The sequence below is a fragment of the Bartonella sp. CL266QHHD genome (assembly GCF_042195355.1).
In the GTDB taxonomy this organism is placed as follows: Bacteria; Pseudomonadota; Alphaproteobacteria; order Rhizobiales; family Rhizobiaceae; genus Bartonella.
This window is the reverse complement of sequence record NZ_JBHIOD010000055.1, coordinates 109,177-128,338: the sequence shown is the minus strand read 5'-3', so window position 1 is coordinate 128,338 and position 19,162 is coordinate 109,177. Positions and strand designations below refer to the sequence as shown.

The 19,162-nt window shown below is 38.5% G+C and carries 8 protein-coding genes and 5 pseudogenes; 2 read left to right on the top strand and 11 right to left on the bottom strand.

The window, feature by feature from the left end; translation table 11 throughout:
- The 3 pseudogenes from ACFIK7_RS07660 to ACFIK7_RS07650 form a co-directional block, all read right to left on the bottom strand.
- Positions 1-1,110: pseudogene (locus ACFIK7_RS07660) on the bottom strand (filamentous hemagglutinin); the annotation flags it as partial.
- Positions 1,111-1,124: 14 nt separating this feature from the next.
- A pseudogene (locus ACFIK7_RS07655) lies at positions 1,125-1,751 on the bottom strand (hypothetical protein); the annotation flags it as partial.
- Positions 1,743-2,131, bottom strand: a pseudogene (locus ACFIK7_RS07650) (phage tail tape measure protein); the annotation flags it as partial. The pseudogenes ACFIK7_RS07650 and ACFIK7_RS07655, both read right to left, overlap by 9 nt.
- A gap of 697 nt (positions 2,132-2,828) precedes the next feature.
- Here ACFIK7_RS07650 and ACFIK7_RS09845 point away from each other — a divergent pair.
- Positions 2,829-7,472 (top strand): annotated as a pseudogene (locus tag ACFIK7_RS09845) (autotransporter outer membrane beta-barrel domain-containing protein).
- A 549-nt stretch (positions 7,473-8,021) separates the two neighbouring features.
- Here the strand turns inward: ACFIK7_RS09845 and ACFIK7_RS07635 are convergent.
- The 6 genes from ACFIK7_RS07635 to ACFIK7_RS07610 all read right to left on the bottom strand — a co-directional run bounded on the left by ACFIK7_RS07635 (position 8,022) and on the right by ACFIK7_RS07610 (position 15,399).
- Positions 8,022-8,804, bottom strand: coding sequence for an ABC transporter ATP-binding protein (locus ACFIK7_RS07635; RefSeq protein ID WP_375631680.1), 783 nt, complete (start codon positions 8,802-8,804; stop codon positions 8,022-8,024).
- On the bottom strand, positions 8,791-9,675 hold the full coding sequence (locus ACFIK7_RS07630; protein WP_273790733.1) for an ABC transporter ATP-binding protein: 885 nt from the start codon (positions 9,673-9,675) through the stop codon (positions 8,791-8,793). Before ACFIK7_RS07630 ends, ACFIK7_RS07635 begins: the two co-directional genes overlap by 14 nt.
- Positions 9,668-10,597, bottom strand: coding sequence for an ABC transporter permease (locus ACFIK7_RS07625; RefSeq protein ID WP_273790732.1), 930 nt, complete (start codon positions 10,595-10,597; stop codon positions 9,668-9,670). Before ACFIK7_RS07625 ends, ACFIK7_RS07630 begins: the two co-directional genes overlap by 8 nt.
- Before the next feature lie 2 nt (positions 10,598-10,599).
- Positions 10,600-11,673 carry an ABC transporter permease gene (locus tag ACFIK7_RS07620; protein ID WP_375631682.1) on the bottom strand — a complete coding sequence of 358 codons (1,074 nt, stop codon included), beginning with the start codon at positions 11,671-11,673 and terminating at the stop codon, positions 10,600-10,602.
- 111 nt (positions 11,674-11,784) lie between these two features.
- On the bottom strand, positions 11,785-13,401 hold the full coding sequence (locus ACFIK7_RS07615; protein WP_375663191.1) for an ABC transporter substrate-binding protein: 1,617 nt from the start codon (positions 13,399-13,401) through the stop codon (positions 11,785-11,787).
- Between the two features lie 372 nt (positions 13,402-13,773).
- Positions 13,774-15,399 carry an ABC transporter substrate-binding protein gene (locus ACFIK7_RS07610; RefSeq protein WP_375663190.1) on the bottom strand — a complete coding sequence of 542 codons (1,626 nt, stop codon included), beginning with the start codon at positions 15,397-15,399 and terminating at the stop codon, positions 13,774-13,776.
- Positions 15,400-16,606: 1,207 nt separating this feature from the next.
- Between ACFIK7_RS07610 and ACFIK7_RS07605 the strand changes: the two are divergent.
- A pseudogene (locus ACFIK7_RS07605) lies at positions 16,607-16,786 on the top strand (integrase); the annotation flags it as partial.
- Positions 16,787-17,031: 245 nt separating this feature from the next.
- On the opposite strand, the gene ACFIK7_RS07600 reads toward ACFIK7_RS07605, so the two are convergent.
- Both ACFIK7_RS07600 and xseA read right to left on the bottom strand, forming a co-directional pair.
- Positions 17,032-17,661 (bottom strand): DNA-3-methyladenine glycosylase I, encoded by a 630-nt coding sequence (locus tag ACFIK7_RS07600; protein ID WP_375657937.1) that lies wholly within the window; start codon positions 17,659-17,661, stop codon positions 17,032-17,034.
- Entirely contained in the window at positions 17,639-19,069 is a 1,431-nt protein-coding gene (gene xseA / locus ACFIK7_RS07595; RefSeq protein WP_375631717.1) for an exodeoxyribonuclease VII large subunit, read from the bottom strand. Before xseA ends, ACFIK7_RS07600 begins: the two co-directional genes overlap by 23 nt.
- Between the last annotated feature and the right edge of the window lie 93 nt (positions 19,070-19,162).

The following is a 19,162-nucleotide window of genomic DNA, read 5'->3' as shown; positions in this document are numbered from 1 at the left end:
TATCCGCTTTTTAGAGACAATGCGCCCCGTTTGGCTGAGATTTGTTTGCGCATGCAAAGCAATGGTATCATTGCTTTCTATCGTGCCACTATTGCTTAAATCACCGTGGCTGGTCAGTTGAAGGTCACCACGCTCAATCTCTATGTGCCCTGCTTGGATCACACTATCAGCAACAATATTGACTGCCCCTTGCGTAGAAATGAGACCATCAACATTCTCAAAACTGCCCACATCAATGCGCAAACCATCCCGGGCTAAAATATGTGCACCTTCATCATGTGTAGCGTTTTGTTGGTCTGAATTTGTCGTTTCAGCGCTTTTATTGACAAAAGACGTTGCAACAATCTTCATCTCACCGGCTAAAGCACTGAGAAGACCAGCCTCATTATTTATATGACCAGCACGTATCTCTTTCAGCCCACCAATGCTGAGAGCCTCTTCAGCAATAATTCTGCCCTGTGTGTTGGTTAAATCACCATCACTGAATAGATCCATAGATTTTTTGGCGTAAATCAGCCCGCTATTGCTGACATTTCCTGCCACATTGAGGGCAACATTCTCACCACTGGAGCCAAGCACACCGGCATTGTCTAATTGCCCTGCGATCACAACAAAAACACCACCACTTTGAAGGACACCTTCGGATGTATTCTTCAGAAAGGCTTGTTGCGGATCGGCGCCTTCTTGTGTGCTTACCATCAAATGCAAATCATCGGTTGCAATAAACGTCCCTTGATTGGTAAATGCACCAATATGAGCATCGACACTCTCACCGCGCATTGTGCCGTTATTTGCAACCCCATCACGCACTTGAAGGGTTAATGCTCCTTCTTGAGCTTCCACAGTCCCTGCTTGGGTTAAAGCATCAGCACTTAAAACCACATCATAACTTAAAATCGTGCTCTCTTGACCGGTTGTGAGCATGCCACCCGCTGTCAATGCAACCTGCTGCATACTGACAATATCACCCGTATGATTGAGGGCACCATGGGCATCCAGCGTTATCTCCCCATTAGACCAGACAGTGCCTTCTTGGATCAGGGCACCGTGATGCGCATAAAGGTCAATTTTTTGCTCTGCCACTAAGCGCGCACGTGATGTAAGCTCTGTNCATCCAGCGTTATCTCCCCATTAGACCAGACAGTGCCTTCTTGGATCAGGGCACCGTGATGCGCATAAAGGTCAATTTTTTGCTCTGCCACTAAGCGCGCACGTGATGTAAGCTCTGTTGCTTCCACCAAAAGAGAGCCGCCGGCGCTATAATGTCCAGCGCCTACAGTGAGCGCATCATCGGCGCTCAAGACAATATTCCCCTTAGCACCAATATGGTTGTTTAAAGCGGTGATTTGATTGGTTTTAATGATCAAATCGCCAAGGGAAGAAACCCCTGTTTGATCATTGTCTTGCATGCGGCTTAGATCAATTGTTGCTGCTTGGATCTCTAAAAGATCACCGGCGGCTATCCGCCCATTCCCCGCCTCAAGCTTTGCTGCCTGTAAATGCAAAGAACCCGTCGCTGACTGTTGACCATCATTCCCAATACCGCTTGCTAAAAGAGCATGAGACTGGAGCTTGATCAGATCGGCGTGCACATCAACAGCACCGCTTGCCGCAACGCGAGCTTGCTCAGCCAGTTCAACATGTTTCAAAGCCTTCAGTTCAACTGCTTCTTCTGAAAAAAGCAGATCTTTCACATGTACACTATCGTGGTGGGAACGCGCTTTTACCGCTCCTTTGGCGCGTGCTTTGGCACCCTCAGAGAGCTTTTCGCGAGCAAAAAAGCTTCCAAACCAGCCCCAAAAGTTGGAAAGGCTTTGTTTAAAGCCCTTCCACACATTGCCAAACCACCTGAAAACAACGCGCCAAGCCCCTGTTTGAACTTTTGCCAAGCTTGAGAGGAATCAAAAGCATTAGCGATTATGTTTTTCTAATGCGTAATGGTGGCGGTATCAGCACCCAAAAAACGCATGATAGCTTCAAAGGCACGCCCAAAAGCGCGGGCTATCCCCCGTGCAAAGCCTTTGACAAAAGAAGAGAAACGATCCCAATATTTCCACAAAGCAAAACAGCTAGCCATAATGACAGCCACAACAGCAGCAATGAGTGCCCCTATCGGGCTAAAAACAGCTCCCCACAACAGAGGCTTTGTATAATATATAGCCTTTCGGAAATTGTGGCTTATCAGCAGATTCTGTATATTTTTATATTTCATTTGTTCAAAGAAGACACTGAGCACTCAAAGAACCTTCAAAGCTCTGTCAAAGTCTTCTCTCATTTTTGCTGTCAAAAACTCATTTGATACACAATGTAGGCAACAACAATCAATTATCGCATCTCTACCCTAATTTCACCTTTTCCCACTCAGTATAAAATATAAAGTCAAATTACACACAAAAAGATTTATTCTTTATTTACTTTAAAACCTCTCCTTTTTTTGAAAATATACAACTTTAAAGGCACTGCTCTTCTCTTTTACATTACGTTTTTACTGTCTTTTTATTCCTGTATTTCTTTAATCATACACCAATGAATATTGGAATAAAAGAATATCTACGATCAATAAAAATATTATTAATGCAACTATCAACGCCTAATAATATTTCCATGAATATTAAAAATTATTTTTAAAATATAATTAGATAAAAATACATTATGAAATAAATTTAATGTTACATAATTAAACATAAATACAACTTTAATTTTGACAAAAAAAGCAAAACAAAATATCAAAGTGCTGTGTTATTAAAATAAAAGCAATATCTATTTTCACTTCTTCTTATGAAGTTAGCGGGAAAATGAATGTTTGGGGCTTTAAAAGGAGTAGACTGATGCCTAAAAAATTTCTTCTATCCTGCACAGCAATTGTGGCAGTTGTACTTTCTGGTATCAATCTTAATGCACAAGCTAAAAATCTTGAAATTTCAGAAAGTAAAAAAGAAGTTTCCAACGAAACCTACGAAATTATTCACGCAAAAAAAGGTGGTCAAATTATCGGCAAGCATTTGACGATAATCGGAAACAAAAAAACAAACACCAACATAGGCACAAATGCGCACGCTATAACAGCTGAAGGTTCTAACACTGCGATTGAATTACTGGATGGAACAACCATTAAAGGAACTGGTTCTAGCATTTTCTTCGGTCTTGAAGCAAAGGATGGTGCTACACTGAAAATGACCGGGGGAACTATCACAGTTTCCAACACTGGCGCTAAATTCTTGAACAGTAAGAATGCTGAAAACAAGCTAAAAGATATAATAATATCAAGTGGCAAAGGCAAAGCTCCACTAACTTTTGCAATATTTGCAGACAAAGACAGTGAAGTCACTTTAGAAAATGTAAAAGTGACTAAGGCAACGAATAGCGTTACAGCAAATAATAAATCTGAAATCACGATATTGGGAGGATCATTTGATGCCACAAAGGCAGCAATATCTGCTTACAATGGCAGTCGCGTAACTCTAACTAACAATGTTCAAACTACATCATCTCATGGCACTGGACTCCATGCAACAGATTCAGAAACCACAATCGAAATGACGGGAGGAAGCGTAACCACAGAAAAAATGGCGTTGGTTGCAGAAAACGGTGGACATATCAAGGTCACGGATGTTGCGTTAACTGCGACGAATGATAAAATAGGAACAGTTGTCGCCGGCGGTCCAAACAGCGTGATTGAATTGCATGGGAATACAACAATTAAGAATGCTGTAATCGGTCTTCATGCACAAAACAGTGGAATGATTAAAATGATCGGAGGGACCATTACAGCTTCTGCAACCGGTGCTGGTTTCTATAATAGTAAGAGCAATGGAAACAAGCTAGAAAATGTGAAAATATCGGGCAGTAACAATAAAGAGCCTAAAATCACAGGAATAGGTGCCGACAAGGAAAGCAACGTCACTTTAGAAAATGTAACAGTTACGCGGGCAAAAAGTGGCATAGTTGCAAATAATCATTCTAAAGTAACGGTTTCTGGAGGATCATTTGAGGGAAAAAACGTAGGGGTATACGCTGGAAACGGCAGCAACATTACTTTAACCAGCAATAAAAAAGGTAACGTTCAAGTTACATCAACATCATCGAATAGCAAAGGACTCTACACAAATGGTTTACATTCTACCATCACAATGACGGGAGGAACAGTAACCGGAGAATTAGCGTTGGTCGCAGAAAACGGTGGACATATTAAGGTCACGGATGTTGCTCTAACAACAAATGAACATGGGGGCCAGGTCACTGATGTTCCTATAATAGGCGCAGGAGTCAATAGCGCTAATAGTATGATTGAATTATATGGCAATACAACGATTAAGAATGCTGGTGTTGGGCTTGTGGCAAGTAACGGTGGCGTAATTAAAATGATTGGGGGGACTATTACAACTTCTAAAACTGGTGTTGGCTTCGTGAACAGTAAGAGCACCGAAAGTAAACTAGAAAATGTAATAATATCAACCGGTAAAGATAAAAATTCAGGCAAAGGAATTCTTCTAGAGAAAGAAAGTGGTCTCACTTTAAAAAATGTAAAAGTGACTCAAACAGGCAACAGCGTAATTGCAAATAATCGTTCTAACATAACAATCTCTGGAGGATCATTTGATTCAAGCTATGCAACAATATGTGCTCAAAACGGTAGCAGTATCACCTTAACGGACAATGCTCAAATTACGTCACATGATGAAGCAGGCCTCTATGCACGAGACTCAAAATCCACAATTACAATGACAACAGGAAACGTGACAGGAAAATATACAGCCTTAGAAGCAGACATAGGTGGCCATATTACGGTTACAAATGTTGCTTTAAAAGCAACTAATAATGGCAGTGGTGTAGCTGCTGGTGCAGCTGCCTCTGGCTCTAACAGTGTGATTGAATTACTTGGAAATACAACGATCAGTGACGTTAAAATCGGAATTGATGCGCAAAACGATAGCACAATCAAAATGATCGGAGGAACCATTACTGCTTCCGAAGCAGGCGTTCACTTGTTAAAAAACAAGAGCAATAACAAGCTGAAAGATGTAACGATATTAAATCGTAAGGATAATGCACTACTAATCAATGCAATAATTGCAAGAAGAAGTGCCATTACTTTAGAAAATGTAACCGTTCCGCAAGCAATCAATAGCATAATTTCAGATAATGGTTCTCAAATAACAGTTTCTGGAGGATCATTTAACGCAAAAGGTGCAGCAGTATCTGCCATAAACGGCAGCACTATTACTTTAACTGACAATGCTCAAATTACATCATCTGATGACAGTGGGCTCTATGCAAAAGACTCAAAATCCACCATCACCATAACGGGAGGAACAGTACAAGGTAAAACTACTGCATTATTTGCCGGAAACGGCGGACATATTAAAGCCACGAATGTTACTCTAATAACAGCAGATAGTAACGGATTCGGTGCGGAAAGCCAAGATGTTGGCAGTTTAGTTGAATTATATGGCCACACAACGATTAAAAATGCTGAGATCGGACTTTATTCAGAAAATGGCAGCACAATCAAAATGAGTGGAGGGACAATAATTGCCGAAAATAGTGCATTTGTTGTCAATAATAATGGACATATTGATGTAACAAATGTTTCTGCCATAGCAGAAGATAGAGGTATAGCATTTGAAAAGTCTAAGAACAATAAAACATCAGAAATCAATTTAACCAATACAAAACTTCATATTAAAAACGGTACTGGAATTAATGCAAATGAATCAATTGGTAAAGCCAATCTCAAAAATTCAGAAATCCGTGCCAATGTTTTATTAGTAACCGAAGCTTCAACGAAAAAAAATGATTTCACTTTTACACTAAACGCCGATCACTCCATCTTAGACGGAAAAGTGAGCACTGAAAAAAAATTCAAAACAGTCTTTGATTTGCAAAACAATACGAAATGGACATTGAAAACAAGCACAAATAAAAAAATCCAGAATGAAAAACTGTTTGATATTGCTCAAAGAGCACGTTCTGATATTTCTGTCCTTAACATCAATAACAGCTCTATTGTTTTTGAAGAGCCAACTGAAAATCATTATCACACGTTGCACATAGGATCTGGCAGACCAAATACTAAAAAAGTCTACAATGCTACAGGAAAAGCAGAAATTCATTTCAACGTCGAATGGAGTGATAGTGCTGCCATAAACAAACAAAAAGCTGACCATCTTCTGATTCATGGTGATGTTTCAGGTACTACACTGGTTTATATCACTGGACATTTAGAAAAGAACAATATTAAAGCAGATGCTTCTGCTCTTACCAGTGCACGTGGTCTTTCACTCATTCAAGTTTCTGGGAAAGTAAATCAAAACTCTTTCAAACTTGCACAGGACTATATCACAATAAGTGGTTCACCTTATAAATATATACTGAAAGCTTATGGACCAAAATCAAACCACAGTAAAACAAATGCTGAACAAAACCTTTTAGGAGAAAATAAAAATTTCTGGGATTTTCGCTTACAACCAGTACTGCTTGATAGCAACTCAAAAGTAAAAACCATCGTGCCATAAATACAAGCTATTTTTTCATGCCCTGTGCTCTCTTGTATGCTGGATTGACCGATATGGATAAGCAAAGTGCAACTGTTAGCCAATATGCGACATCTGTCTTAAGGAAAGAATAAGACAAACGGAATGGCTTTTTCTTATACGCCTATGGAGAAACAGGAAGCTTATTTTCTGATAAGTAGTGCTCCTAGTAAATATGGTTATAGCAGTGCTCATCTTCGTTATGCTGCTCTACAAGGAGCTATTAACCTTGTCGCGCAGAAGGGAAAAATATCTACAATACATTTTGGTCTTGTCGGAACCTACGGGCAACTCTCCTTCACTCCAAAGAATATGCAAGACAGCAAGTAAGAGCATATTGAATAAATGGTCATTTCAACTCACCGCCTATGGCAGTAAACAGCGTGACAGTGGTTTCTATCTTGATACGCTGTTATCCTATGGCTTCCTAAAGGGAAAGATCACCAATGCCCTCATTAGTACAACCGCAAAATTGAAAAATGCAAAAATGTTGGCGATCTCCACAACTGTTGGCAAACAATTTGCAACGGGTATCCAAGGCGTAGCATTCGAACCGCAGGCACAGCTTGCCTATCAACATTTGATGTTTGATACCATTAAAGATGCTGATAATCTGACCATTGACATGCAAAATCCTTCTCAATGGATAATCCGTGTTGGTGGACGTTTGACAAAAACCATTGCCACTGAAAACAGCCGTCCTATGTCTTTCTATGGAAAAGTAAACTTGATCAAAACCTTTGGTGATGATCAGACACTCCATATCGATAAGGATTATAAACGTGACCCCTCGAGAAGTTCCGTTGAAGGTGGGCTTGGTATTAGTGCACAATTGTCCGCTAACCTCTCCCTTCATGGTGATGTCAGCTATCAACAAAAGCTTCAAAAACTGGTATAAGTGGTGCAAGCTTTTCAGGAAGAATACGCTATCAGTTTTAAATAACGACTGTAAAAAACAGCCCATTCAATTTAACAAAAAGGCAGCATATTGCTGCCTTTTTGGCTTATTATAAGCTGTTTTTAAGCGCTTTTTTAAATAGAGAACAGCGAAATATTTGAAGACTGTCATTGACCATTGAATGTTTTTTACAAAAAATTCTTTTTATAAAGAATAAAACTGTAAAAAGAGAACAACCAAAAACAAAATAATATTTAAAAATAATGTGAAGCTTTTCTAGAAAATACAGTATTACTATCTTTTGTTATTTCTCACAAATTTAATGCTTTAAATGCCAAAATAAAACTTTTGAACATAAAATGATAAGTAAAAATAATGTAACAATATTAAACAAAGGGATGTATGTTATAAGTCACTCGTATATTTCAAAATGGGAGTTCTAGTAGGATTTAAAATATTATAGCTCAAACACTGCCCAGCAAATTCATACTGGAAAAATCCTATTATGCCCTTCCCTCTTAACAATACCGCCAAACATCACCAGAAACTTCAAAACAAATAAAATTGCATTTTCTCTTCTGTAAAATGGATCATGCTCTTTGCTCTCTATGGACAATAGGCTCTATACTTGCTTCAAAAAACTCCTTTGTATAATCGTGTTGCGCACGTAGATTACGCAATTCATCATTGCTAAGCTCTTCAAGAATAATCCCTTTATGCATAATTCCAACACGTTCACAAATATGTGCAACAACAGCAAGATCATGGGATACCATTAAATAAGTAAGCTTTTTTCTCACGCGCAATGATTTCAACAAGTTTAAAATTTCAGCCTGTACCGACACATCCAATGCAGATGTTGGCTCATCAAGCAATAACACCTCTGGCTCAATAATTAAAGCACGTGCAAGAGCAATACGCTGACGCTGCCCTCCAGACAACTCATGAGGATAACGATAAAGAAATGAAGAATCTAAACCAACGGAATCTAAAGCATCCTCTACCCGCTCTCTTTGATTATCCATCCCATGGATTTTGAGCGATTCAGAAAGAACCGTATGGACCATTTTTCTTGGATGCAGCGAAGCATAAGGATCTTGAAAAACCATTTGAATACAGCGTAAAAAATCCTTACTTCTTTTCTTTTCAACTTCTTGTCCAGCAAAAAGAAACTTTCCACTATAATCTGGAATAAGCCCCACCAATGTATTCAAAATAGTTGACTTTCCACATCCGGATTCACCAATCAAACCATAAGCTTCACCACGCTTAATATGAAAATTAACATTTTTAACAACTGTTACTGCCTTATGCCTATGACCAAAAGTTACAGATAAATTAGAAACATCAATAATATTCTCACAATTTGTCATGAGGAACCTCCTCAACACCATTAACAATCGTAGGATTATACAACCAATCAGGATCACGCTCAGGTACAGCCAAAATATCAACTGGATTATCAAGCCGTGGCAAACTCGCGAGCAACGCCTTTGTATAAGGATGACAAGCGTGAGACAAATCAGAAGCAGGCAACTCTTCTAGCACACGGCCCGCATACATCACTAAAATACGATCACAAAAATCAGCAATCATATTTAAATCATGACTAATGAAAATAAGTCCCGTTCCAGACTTTGTAACAAGTTCATCTAATACGGATAAAACTTGCCGTCTGACCGTAATATCAAGCGCAGATGTTGGTTCATCGGCAATAATTAAATCAGGTTTTGGAATGAGCATCATTGCAATCATCACACGCTGCCCCATCCCCCCAGATATTTCATGAGGAAAGAGACGCATCACATGTTCAGGATCACGAATATGAACAGATTCTAACATAGATATGGTGCGCTCCCGCGCTTCAGCTTTTGAAACACGATAATGAATACGGTAAGCCTCCATAATCTGTTCCCCGATCCGTATTAATGGATTAAGTGAATATTTGGGGTCCTGTAAAATCATTGAAATACGTTTCCCACGGATTTTTCGCATCTGAGGTTCACTTGCGGCCAATAAATCAACATCCTCAAAGCGCATTTTTTTAGCTTTAACAATGGCTGCTTTTGGACTTAACCTTAGTATTGCGCGCCCAGTCATCGATTTTCCAGATCCGGATTCACCAACAATTCCAATTTTTTCTTTTCCAACAGAAAAACTAACGCCACGCACAACTTCTGAAATGCCGCGCGTTGTAGGAAAAGAAATACGTAAATCTTCTACTTCTAATAATTTATTACCCATTGCGTGGATCCAATACATCACGAAGACCATCACCTAAAAGGTTGAAAGCAAGACTTGCAAATAATATTGCACAGCCTGGTATTGCCGCCAACCACCAATTTGTCATCATAAATTCCCGCCCTGAAGAAAGCATCGCACCCCATTCAGGACTTGGAAGTTGAGCTCCCAACCCTAAAAAACCAAGACCAGCAGCCGTTAAAATAATTCCAGACATATCCAAAGTTAATCGTACAATCACTGAAGGAATACACATGGGCGCAACATGAAACAAAATAATTCGCCAAGCAGAGGCCCCTTGCAAACGAACTACAGAAACATAATCAGAAGAACGTATTGTCAAAGTCTCAGCACGTGCTAAACGTGCAATTGGCGGCCATGCTGCAATTGAAATTGCAATAGAAGCATTTTCAATCCCTGGTCCCAATGCGGCTGAAAATGCAAGAGCTAAAATCAAACCTGGAAAAGCAAGAAAAATATCGACAATACGCATGAGCACAGTATCAACCCATCCGCCCATATAACCAGATACAGTTCCAACAATAAGCCCTATTGGACCTACAATAACTGTTGTAAGAAAAACAACATAAAGAGTAATACGGGAACCAAAAACAAGGCGACTAAAAATGTCACGTCCCAATTCATCTGTTCCAAAATAATGCGCCATAGAGGGTGGCTGCAACCGATGCCCTAGATCATTGCTAAGAAAATCATGCGTAGCAATCCAAGGAGCAAAAAATGCACATATGATAATAATACAAATAATAAGCAGACCGAATACAGCCGAAAAGTTATGAAAAAACTTAGCCAGTGCGTGATAAATTCTTTGTATGTTCGCTTGAATTATGGAGTTTGGAACAGGATCGTTTAACCAACTACCCAAAGAAGATGATGATTGCGATTTATGATGATTACTTACTGTCATATTCAACGTGTCCTTGGATCAAAAATGCGATAAAGCAAATCAGAAAATAAATTAATGGCGACAAAGATAAATCCTACAAGTAAAGTACATCCTACAACTGCATTCATATCTCCGGCTAAAAGAGCATTTGTCAAGTAATGTCCAAAACCAGGCCAAGCAAAAACTGTCTCCGTTAAAACAGCCCCTTCTAATAAAAAAGCATAAGAAAGCGCAACAACAGTAATAATTTGAACAGCAGCATTTCGAAAGGCATGCCCCCAAACGGTTCGCGCCCACGATAATCCCTTTACACGTGCAGTAATGATATATTCCTGATTAAGCTGCTCAATCATAAACCCACGAGTCATACGGCTAATATAAGCCATAGCACCGAAAGCCAAGATCAAAGCAGGCATAATAACGTGACTAAAAACATTACCAAAAGCCTCCCATTGTCCTTGGCTTGCCGTATCCCAAAGGAAAAATCCTGTTTTTGGTTCAAAAGAATATTCATAAAGAAAATCAATACGTCCTGGGCCACCAACCCAGCCAAGCTTGGCGTAAAATATTAACAACGCCATTAATCCGAGCCAAAACGTTGGAGTAGAATAACTTACAAGTGTAAAAACACGGACAACATAATCAATAAATGAATCGCGATACATTGCTGCAAAAACACCAAATGGAATTCCAAGAGTTGTGCCAATAACAATAGCAACGGTTGCAAGCTCTAATGTTGCAGGAAATACACGCATAATATCGGCTAGAACAGGTCGCCCAGAAGTTAAAGCATCTCCAAAGTCAAACAAAAATACATTATGAAGATACTTCCAATATTGGACAATCAACGGCTTATCAAGACCCAGCTTATAATACATTGCATCATAAGCTTCCTGACTGATATTATCACCAAGAATAGACAGAACCGGATCTAGAGGAAGAAGATGACCAAGAAAAAAAGTGATCGTCACCAACCCAAGCAATGTGATAAAAACTGAAATAAGAAGTTTCAATCCTTTGCATAAAAAATCCCATAAAAATAATTTTTTCTGCTTTTCTGATACAGCTCTTTCAGTCTCTGAAAGTGGCAAAACCATTATAAAAATCCCCTCTGTAGCGACAAAACATAAAGCAAATACCTCTTTTTATATAACGAAACAACCTCTTATGAAGCATGTTCTACAATCCTTCTCTATAACATGCTTCTTTTATTTTTCTGCTTCATTGTAATAAAGTCTATAACTGTTCCAAATCCATTTTTTGACATCAGGTCCCATACCAACGGTATAATATGTCTGAAATAAATAAACCATAGGACCATGCTCTAACACATAATGCTGTAAAGTACGATATTGCACAATGCGCTTATTGGGGTCTTGCTCAAACAAAGCATCCATCACCATGTTATTAATATTTTCATCATAATACCCAGCGCGCCAAGCTAAATACATATTGTGCTTTTTTGTAAATGTTGGATCAGGGTTAAACACGTGATTTAATGAAGCAGGATGTCCATCAGGATCAGCACTCCCCCACCCCATAAGTGCAGTATCATAATTTCCACCACGTACACGGCTCAACAATTGATTTTGTGCCATTTTTTCAATTGTAAGCTCAACACCAATTTTGCGTGCATTGGCTTGAATAGACTGTGCAACAGACGACATATAACTAAGGCTTCCAACTAAAAGATTAGCTTTAAACCCATTAGGATAACCAGCTTCAGTAATCAGTTGTTTTGCTTTTTTCAAATCCAACTGAAAAGGCAAACCTTCTTTTTCATCTAAAGCACCTGGAACACCTAAAGACATATAAGTTGCCCTAGGAATAGCAATTCCTTTCAAAACAGTGTTTCCAAGACCTTCATAATCAACCAAATAACGAAGTGCCAGTCTGACCTTTTCATTCGCAAAAATTGCATTCTTATTATTTAACGATAGGTAAATAATCTGCGGACGCAAAACACGACTAATTTTGACTGAGCCTCCCTTTTTTTCAAGATCTAAAATATCCTCTGAAGAAAGATCACGCACTATATCCACATCACCTTTTTCCAAAAGAAGTCTTTGACTTGATGAATCCGCTACATGCTGCACAACAATCTGCTTAATTTTAGGCACATCGCCCCAATAATGCTGTGTCGCCTCTAACACAACTTTATCTCCTGGAGACCAGCTCACCAATTTATAAGGTCCAACACAAGCTGAATGTGTTGCTAAATATTTATTCCCCATATCACCGTTAATACTCTGTGCTTCAATTGTTTCCCGATCAAGCAAAGCAGAAGCATAAGATTGTCCAATAACAGTCAATATGAGCTGAATAGGATAGGGTTTATCTAATTTTAATTGTAAAGTCTTATCATCAAGTGCCTGAATATTTGTTTCAACATTGTTTTTGGTAAACCCATAATCCATTAAAGATTGAGCATAGCTTAATCCTAATTTAATAATCCGTCGCATCGACCATACCAGATCTTGCGCTGTAGCCGTCCTTCCGTCATTAAACTTTAAATCATCACGAAGATGAAAAACTATTCTTTTGCCATTATCTAAAACGTCCCAAGATTTTGCCATAGCAGGGCGAATTTTTGTAGGATCATGCTCGTCATATTGCACTAACGCACTGCAAATATTCGTCAATAACTCACTCGTCACAACCTCAACAGTTTGCGCTGGATCAAAACTACTAATTGAATCAATATTCCACGCCATTACCAATATATCTTTAGATGAAGCACTGAATGCCGATGTTACAGCCCCATTAAAAAAAACGATTGAGCTTAATAAAATAGAAAAATTTTTCAATATTCTTTGTTTTCCCATTTTATCTCTTCCTTTTGTATTCTTCTACCTTTTCACACAAAGTGATTTTGATTTTGCTCTTTCATCTTTTAAATAGCATAGCATTAGACATCAATTTCATTTAATCAAACTAAGCATCTATAAAATAATTTTCTTATACATCAGTCTATATTCTGGATGCAGAGAATCTATAACTATAAACAAAGATCCTCCCCAATATAACTTTCTATATTCATCGCTCCCTATAAACGATCTTAATTATATACTGCTACTGCACAAACATCCCTCACAATTTCATCCTTAAAAACTGAAGAGCTTTTATATGGGAGAATATTTTCATCATGCAATTATGATTAAGCTCTTTTTAGTTTTGATAACATTAAAAAGACACACTTATTTTTCAATTGCACTATAAAAAATACGCGGTGCACTATTCCAAACCCACTTTTTGACATCAGGCGTCATCGCGACAACGCTATATTGTTGAAAAATAAACGCATAAGGTCCTTTTTGCATCAATTCACGTTGTAAATCAGCATAGAGTTGTGCCCGTTTTTGCGGATCTTTTTGAAACAGCGCCTCTTCAACTTTTTGATTCATCTTGGCATCAAAATACCCATGCTTCCAACTAGGATAGGCTGTATTTTTAGCCTCAAGCCGATTATCTGGATTGAAAATAAGACGTGAAGCCATTGTATGAGGATCCACAGAATCATTATTCCATCCGATAAAAGCCGTATCAAAAGCCCGTGCATTCACTTTTGAAAACAACTGTGTACCTGCTACACGTTCAATTTTAAGACGCACGCCCGCCTGTGCAGCACTATCTTGAAGTGATTGAGCAAGTAACAAAGTATAAGGAGTGTTTGAGACAATAAAATTTGCCTCAAATCCGTTCGGATAACCGGCCTCTGCTAAAAGCTGTTTTGCTTTTTGAATATCAAGCTTAAAGGGTTGCCCCTCTTTTTCATCTAACGCCCCAAAATTACCAAGAGGAATAAAACTGGCCCGTGGAATACCAATCCCTTTAAGAAGCTTCTTGCCTAGACCTTCATAGTCTATGAGATAACGCATCGCCAAGCGTACTTTTTCCTTAGCAAAAATAGGATTCGTCGTATTGAATCCCCAGTACATCATAGTTGGCACTAACACTCTTTCAACTTTAACATCTGTTGTTTTTTGCAGATCTGCAAGATCTTCAGGTGTCAAATTACGAGCAACATCAATATCATGTTTTTGCAACAACAAGCGTTGTGTTCCGGGCTCTGCAACATGGCGAATTAAAATCTGCTTCAGTTTAGGTGCTTGTCCCCAATAGTGAGAGCTTGCACGCAACAAAAGAGCTTCTCTAGGGCGCCAACTTTTTAACTGATAAGGACCAACACAAGCAGCATGACTCTTCAAATACTGATTTCCAAAATCGCCATCTTTTTCGTGTTTCATAATCGTCTTACGATCAAGCAAAGCTGTTGCACGACTCGCAACAATATTATTAAGAATAAGCTCTGCTGGATAAGGCTTATCAAATTTCATCACAACTGTTTTCTTATCAGGAGCTTGCAAAGCATCATCAACATTTTGTTCTGTAATTCCATATTCATTAAAAATTGCCGCATTACCCATCTTCAATTTGACAATCCGCTTCATACCCCAAACAAGATCATTGGCATTGGCTGATCTGCCATCATTAAACTTCAAACCATCACGCAAATGAAAAGTAATCATCGTACTGTGATCATCACCTGAAACATCCCAATGCGTTGCTAAAGCAGGAACTATTTTAGCAGGATCATCTGTCGCAGTACTCACCAAGTTATCACAAATATTGTAAATAATTTCACTTGCATAAACATCATTGCTTTGGGCGGGATCAAACGTACTGATTGCATCAAGATTCCAAGCCATCACAAGGGTATTAGCCGGTGTTTTTGCTGAAACCTGTTGTACAACTACCCCCAAAGCCATAAGAGCAGCAACAAGAGAGCTGCTACTTTTCAATATTGTTTTCTTCAAGTTCATAAACTTTTCCCTTTATTTATTTTTTATCAATTAATGACGCTGAAATAATATAGCAAATTTATAATTATAACATTGAATAAATACGTTCTAATCGCTTATATTTTTAATCACCTACACAGAGTCATCTACTTGATAAATTCATTGACTTACGTCTCAATAAACCATAGCGAACATACAATATATGTTTTGCTAACCAGTATTACATTCTTTTCATAACCTTTCTTTGCATATGATAATGCACTATATCAGTTCCCTATTAATCATCAATAAGCCTTATCGCCCCAAAAAATAGTGAGCTTTAAAAAATCATTACGCAAAAATTTATGAATTCATTATTCTATTCCTTTAGGCGATATTTAAAATAAAATATGCAAACTTTAAAAATAGTTATCCCCCTCAAACACTCAGTTTCAAGATGCGGCGCATCTTTACTACATGACAAAAACGACACTGGAATAGCAGAAAGACATAAGAAAATATCTTTTCTAAAACGCCATCCCCCCACAAAAAGCTGCTTAATCTTTTGAAAAATAAGTGTCAAAAGTTTTACGTTTTTACCAACAAAACCAAACGCGTTAACAAAGATAAAAGAAAAATGAGAAGAATCATTCCTTCCACGCTTTATCTTTTGAGAAATAAAGCTTACAATAAAAGAATACACACTAAAATGCATTCCCCCATTGATAAAAACAAAATTCATTAGACGCTTCCCCCCTAAAGACATAACGAATATAAACCCTTCTAAACTTTAGTGTGCATCATTGCTTTGCCACTATAAAAATAGAGCATAAAACAACATACAGCAACAGAACTCTCGTTTCCAGCGGAAACATACAGAGATTCAACGAAGCAATGTAGTGGATACAAGCCTGCATGAGCTTAATCATCTTCCAAAAAATTGGAGCGCACACGCGGCAAGATCACTCTACTAATAGAGGAAAGCTATCAGATAATAAAACCCAACACAAGCAGCTTGAGTCATTTAACTTCAATTTTTCATCGCTGTATTTTATTTTTATTACCTAGGTAAGCATTGAGCAATCGACCTACATATAAATAAACCGACAGTCATACAAGCAAAGTAAAACAATGCAACAACAGCACCCCATCTAAAAACCACTTTGCATTCGTCAATAAGCATGAATAAAATATTCATTAATTATAACGGTCATGTCATTAACAGAAATAAAAAAAACTCTTCTCAACCATTACAAATGCCAAAGACTGTTGCACAACATTGAGAGCTAGTAAAGTGTGTGATGGTGCCGATTTGCTCCTTCATAAGCGTAAAGATGGAGGTGCTCAATGGATTTACCGTTGTACCATTCACAGGCGCCACCGCGAAATGGGTTTTGGTGTACTAAATGTTTCTTTAAAACATACAAGATATTACCATTATCTCACTTCAGATACATAACAGTTAAGGTATCACTCCTTTTGGCGTCTGTTTTTTCATCCTCAAAATTATACCTTTATCGTTTTTAGTGCCAACAACAGTAGAAAATCATTAATATTGTATAGTTTGTATATTTCAATTATCTTATACAGTGAAATTGTATAATCTATACATTTATTAAATAATTCAATTATTATCCTATTGATCATTACTCTTACAAAAGACAGTTTGCCAATTTATCGACAAAAACATCCTTCAAGATGATCATTAACAATCCCTACGGACTGCATAAAAGCATAACAAATTGTGGGACCAACGAATGTCCAGCCACGTTTCTTCAAGTCTTGAGAAAGACGAAGAGAAGCAGGTGTCATAGGGTTAGCCAACAGTGTTTGAAAATCTATTTTTTCATAACGCTCTGATGGTGGTGGCTGAAAAGACCAAAAATAGTGGGACAAACTTCCCCACTCTGTTATAATTTCTTGTGCTCTCAATGCGTTATTAAGCACTGATTGAATTTTTCCTTGATGGCGAACAATGTCTTTATTCTGCATTAACATTTGCACCTTTAGCTCATCATAATGAACAATCTTTTCAAAGTCAAAGTGATCAAATGCAATGCGAAAAAAAAAGCGTTTTTTTAAAATTGTAAACCAAGAAAGTCCCGCTTGGAAACCTTCAAGACAAATTTTCTCAAACAAACGAATATCCTCAAAAATAGGCTTTCCCCATTCGGTATCATGATAAGCACAATAAAGTGGATCCGTTCCAGCCCATGCGCAACGAACTTTTCCATCCACTCCCTTAAGAAGACCTTCCGCAAGCATGGCATTAACCCTCGTATTAAAAGAGCATTCCTTGATCATCGCTAGGCGACTTTATTTGCTTGTGTTTTGAACGTTTAGCGGAAATAGGCTCTTGTGTTGCAACACTGATATCTCCATCAAAAAAACGTAAATTTATGTGCCCTGTTTCTGGAAACTGAGCCAAGCGTTTAATGGGCTTATTCTCTTTCCCCAAAGCCAAAACAAAACCGCGCTCCAAAATATTCTGATATGAAGTGCTTTTTAAAAGCCTAGATACTACCTCTAACCCAGCACGTTGTTTTTCCACACTACGCACAAAAGCACGCTGAAGACGTGCCGTATATTCCTTTGTATTGCGTTGTGCTTTTTCACTATTTAACAAACGCGGTGAAAGACGCACACCAAGTGCATGAAAAGAAAAACGTTTTTTATCGTAGCTCACACAAAGAGCACGCTGCAATCGACTTGAAGTTTCATCCAAACCACGCCGTGGTAGAGCAAAAAGTTGATCGGCAGTCGGAAGAGCTCGTAGAGTAGCTCGCAATTTTTGTCGATAAAAATCCAAATAACGCGCTAGTCCCTTGCGCAAACGTGCAGCAAGCGATGCCACCAGCACCTCAAGATCAAGCTTAACAGGAACAGCCCGTTCTGCTGCGGCGGTGGGAGTTGGAGCACGCCAATCAGCCACATAATCAATCAAGGTCCAGTCCGTTTCATGCCCAACAGCAGAAATAACAGGAAGAGAAGATTCATAAACAGCACGAACAACAGCTTCGTCATTAAACCCCCACAAATCTTCTAAACTTCCCCCTCCCCGTGCAACAATAATAAGATCAGGCTTAGGAATAACTCCTCCTAAAGGCAACGCATTAAAACCTTCAACAGCAACAGCCACTTCTTTCCCACTTGTTTCCCCCTGAACACGTACAGGCCAAACCAAAATATGCAACGGAAAACGATCGGATATACGGTGAATAATATCACGAATAACAGCACCTGTTGGTGATGTTACAACGCCTATAGTTCGAGGCATATAAGGCAAAGTTTTTTTCTTAGCTTCATCAAACAAGCCTTCTTCTAAAAACTTTTTCTTACGATTTTCAAGGAGTGTCATCAAAGCACCAATCCCTGTTGGTTCAAGAGCCTCAATGACAATTTGATATTTCGATGATCCTGGATACGTCGTAAGTTTACCAACAGCAATCACTTCCATCCCTTCTTCAGGAGGAAATTTGAGCTTTTCCATCATTCCACGCCAAATAACAGCTTCCAACCGTGCCTTATCATCTTTTAAAGCAAAATAAGCATGTCCCGAAGCATGAGTACCACGGTAACCTGATATCTCCCCACGTACCCGTACATAACCAAACTTTTCTTCAACAACACGCTTTAGGGCCCCTGCTATTTCGGAAACAGTGAATTCTGCCACATTTGTTACACCTGTTTTTTCACTAAACAAACTTACCATTTTTCAATTCTTTACGCCCGTTTCTGTGAATCTTTTTGAAACAACACATCTTTAAACTTTTGATTTATAGCTTCATCAAAATACCCATAACAC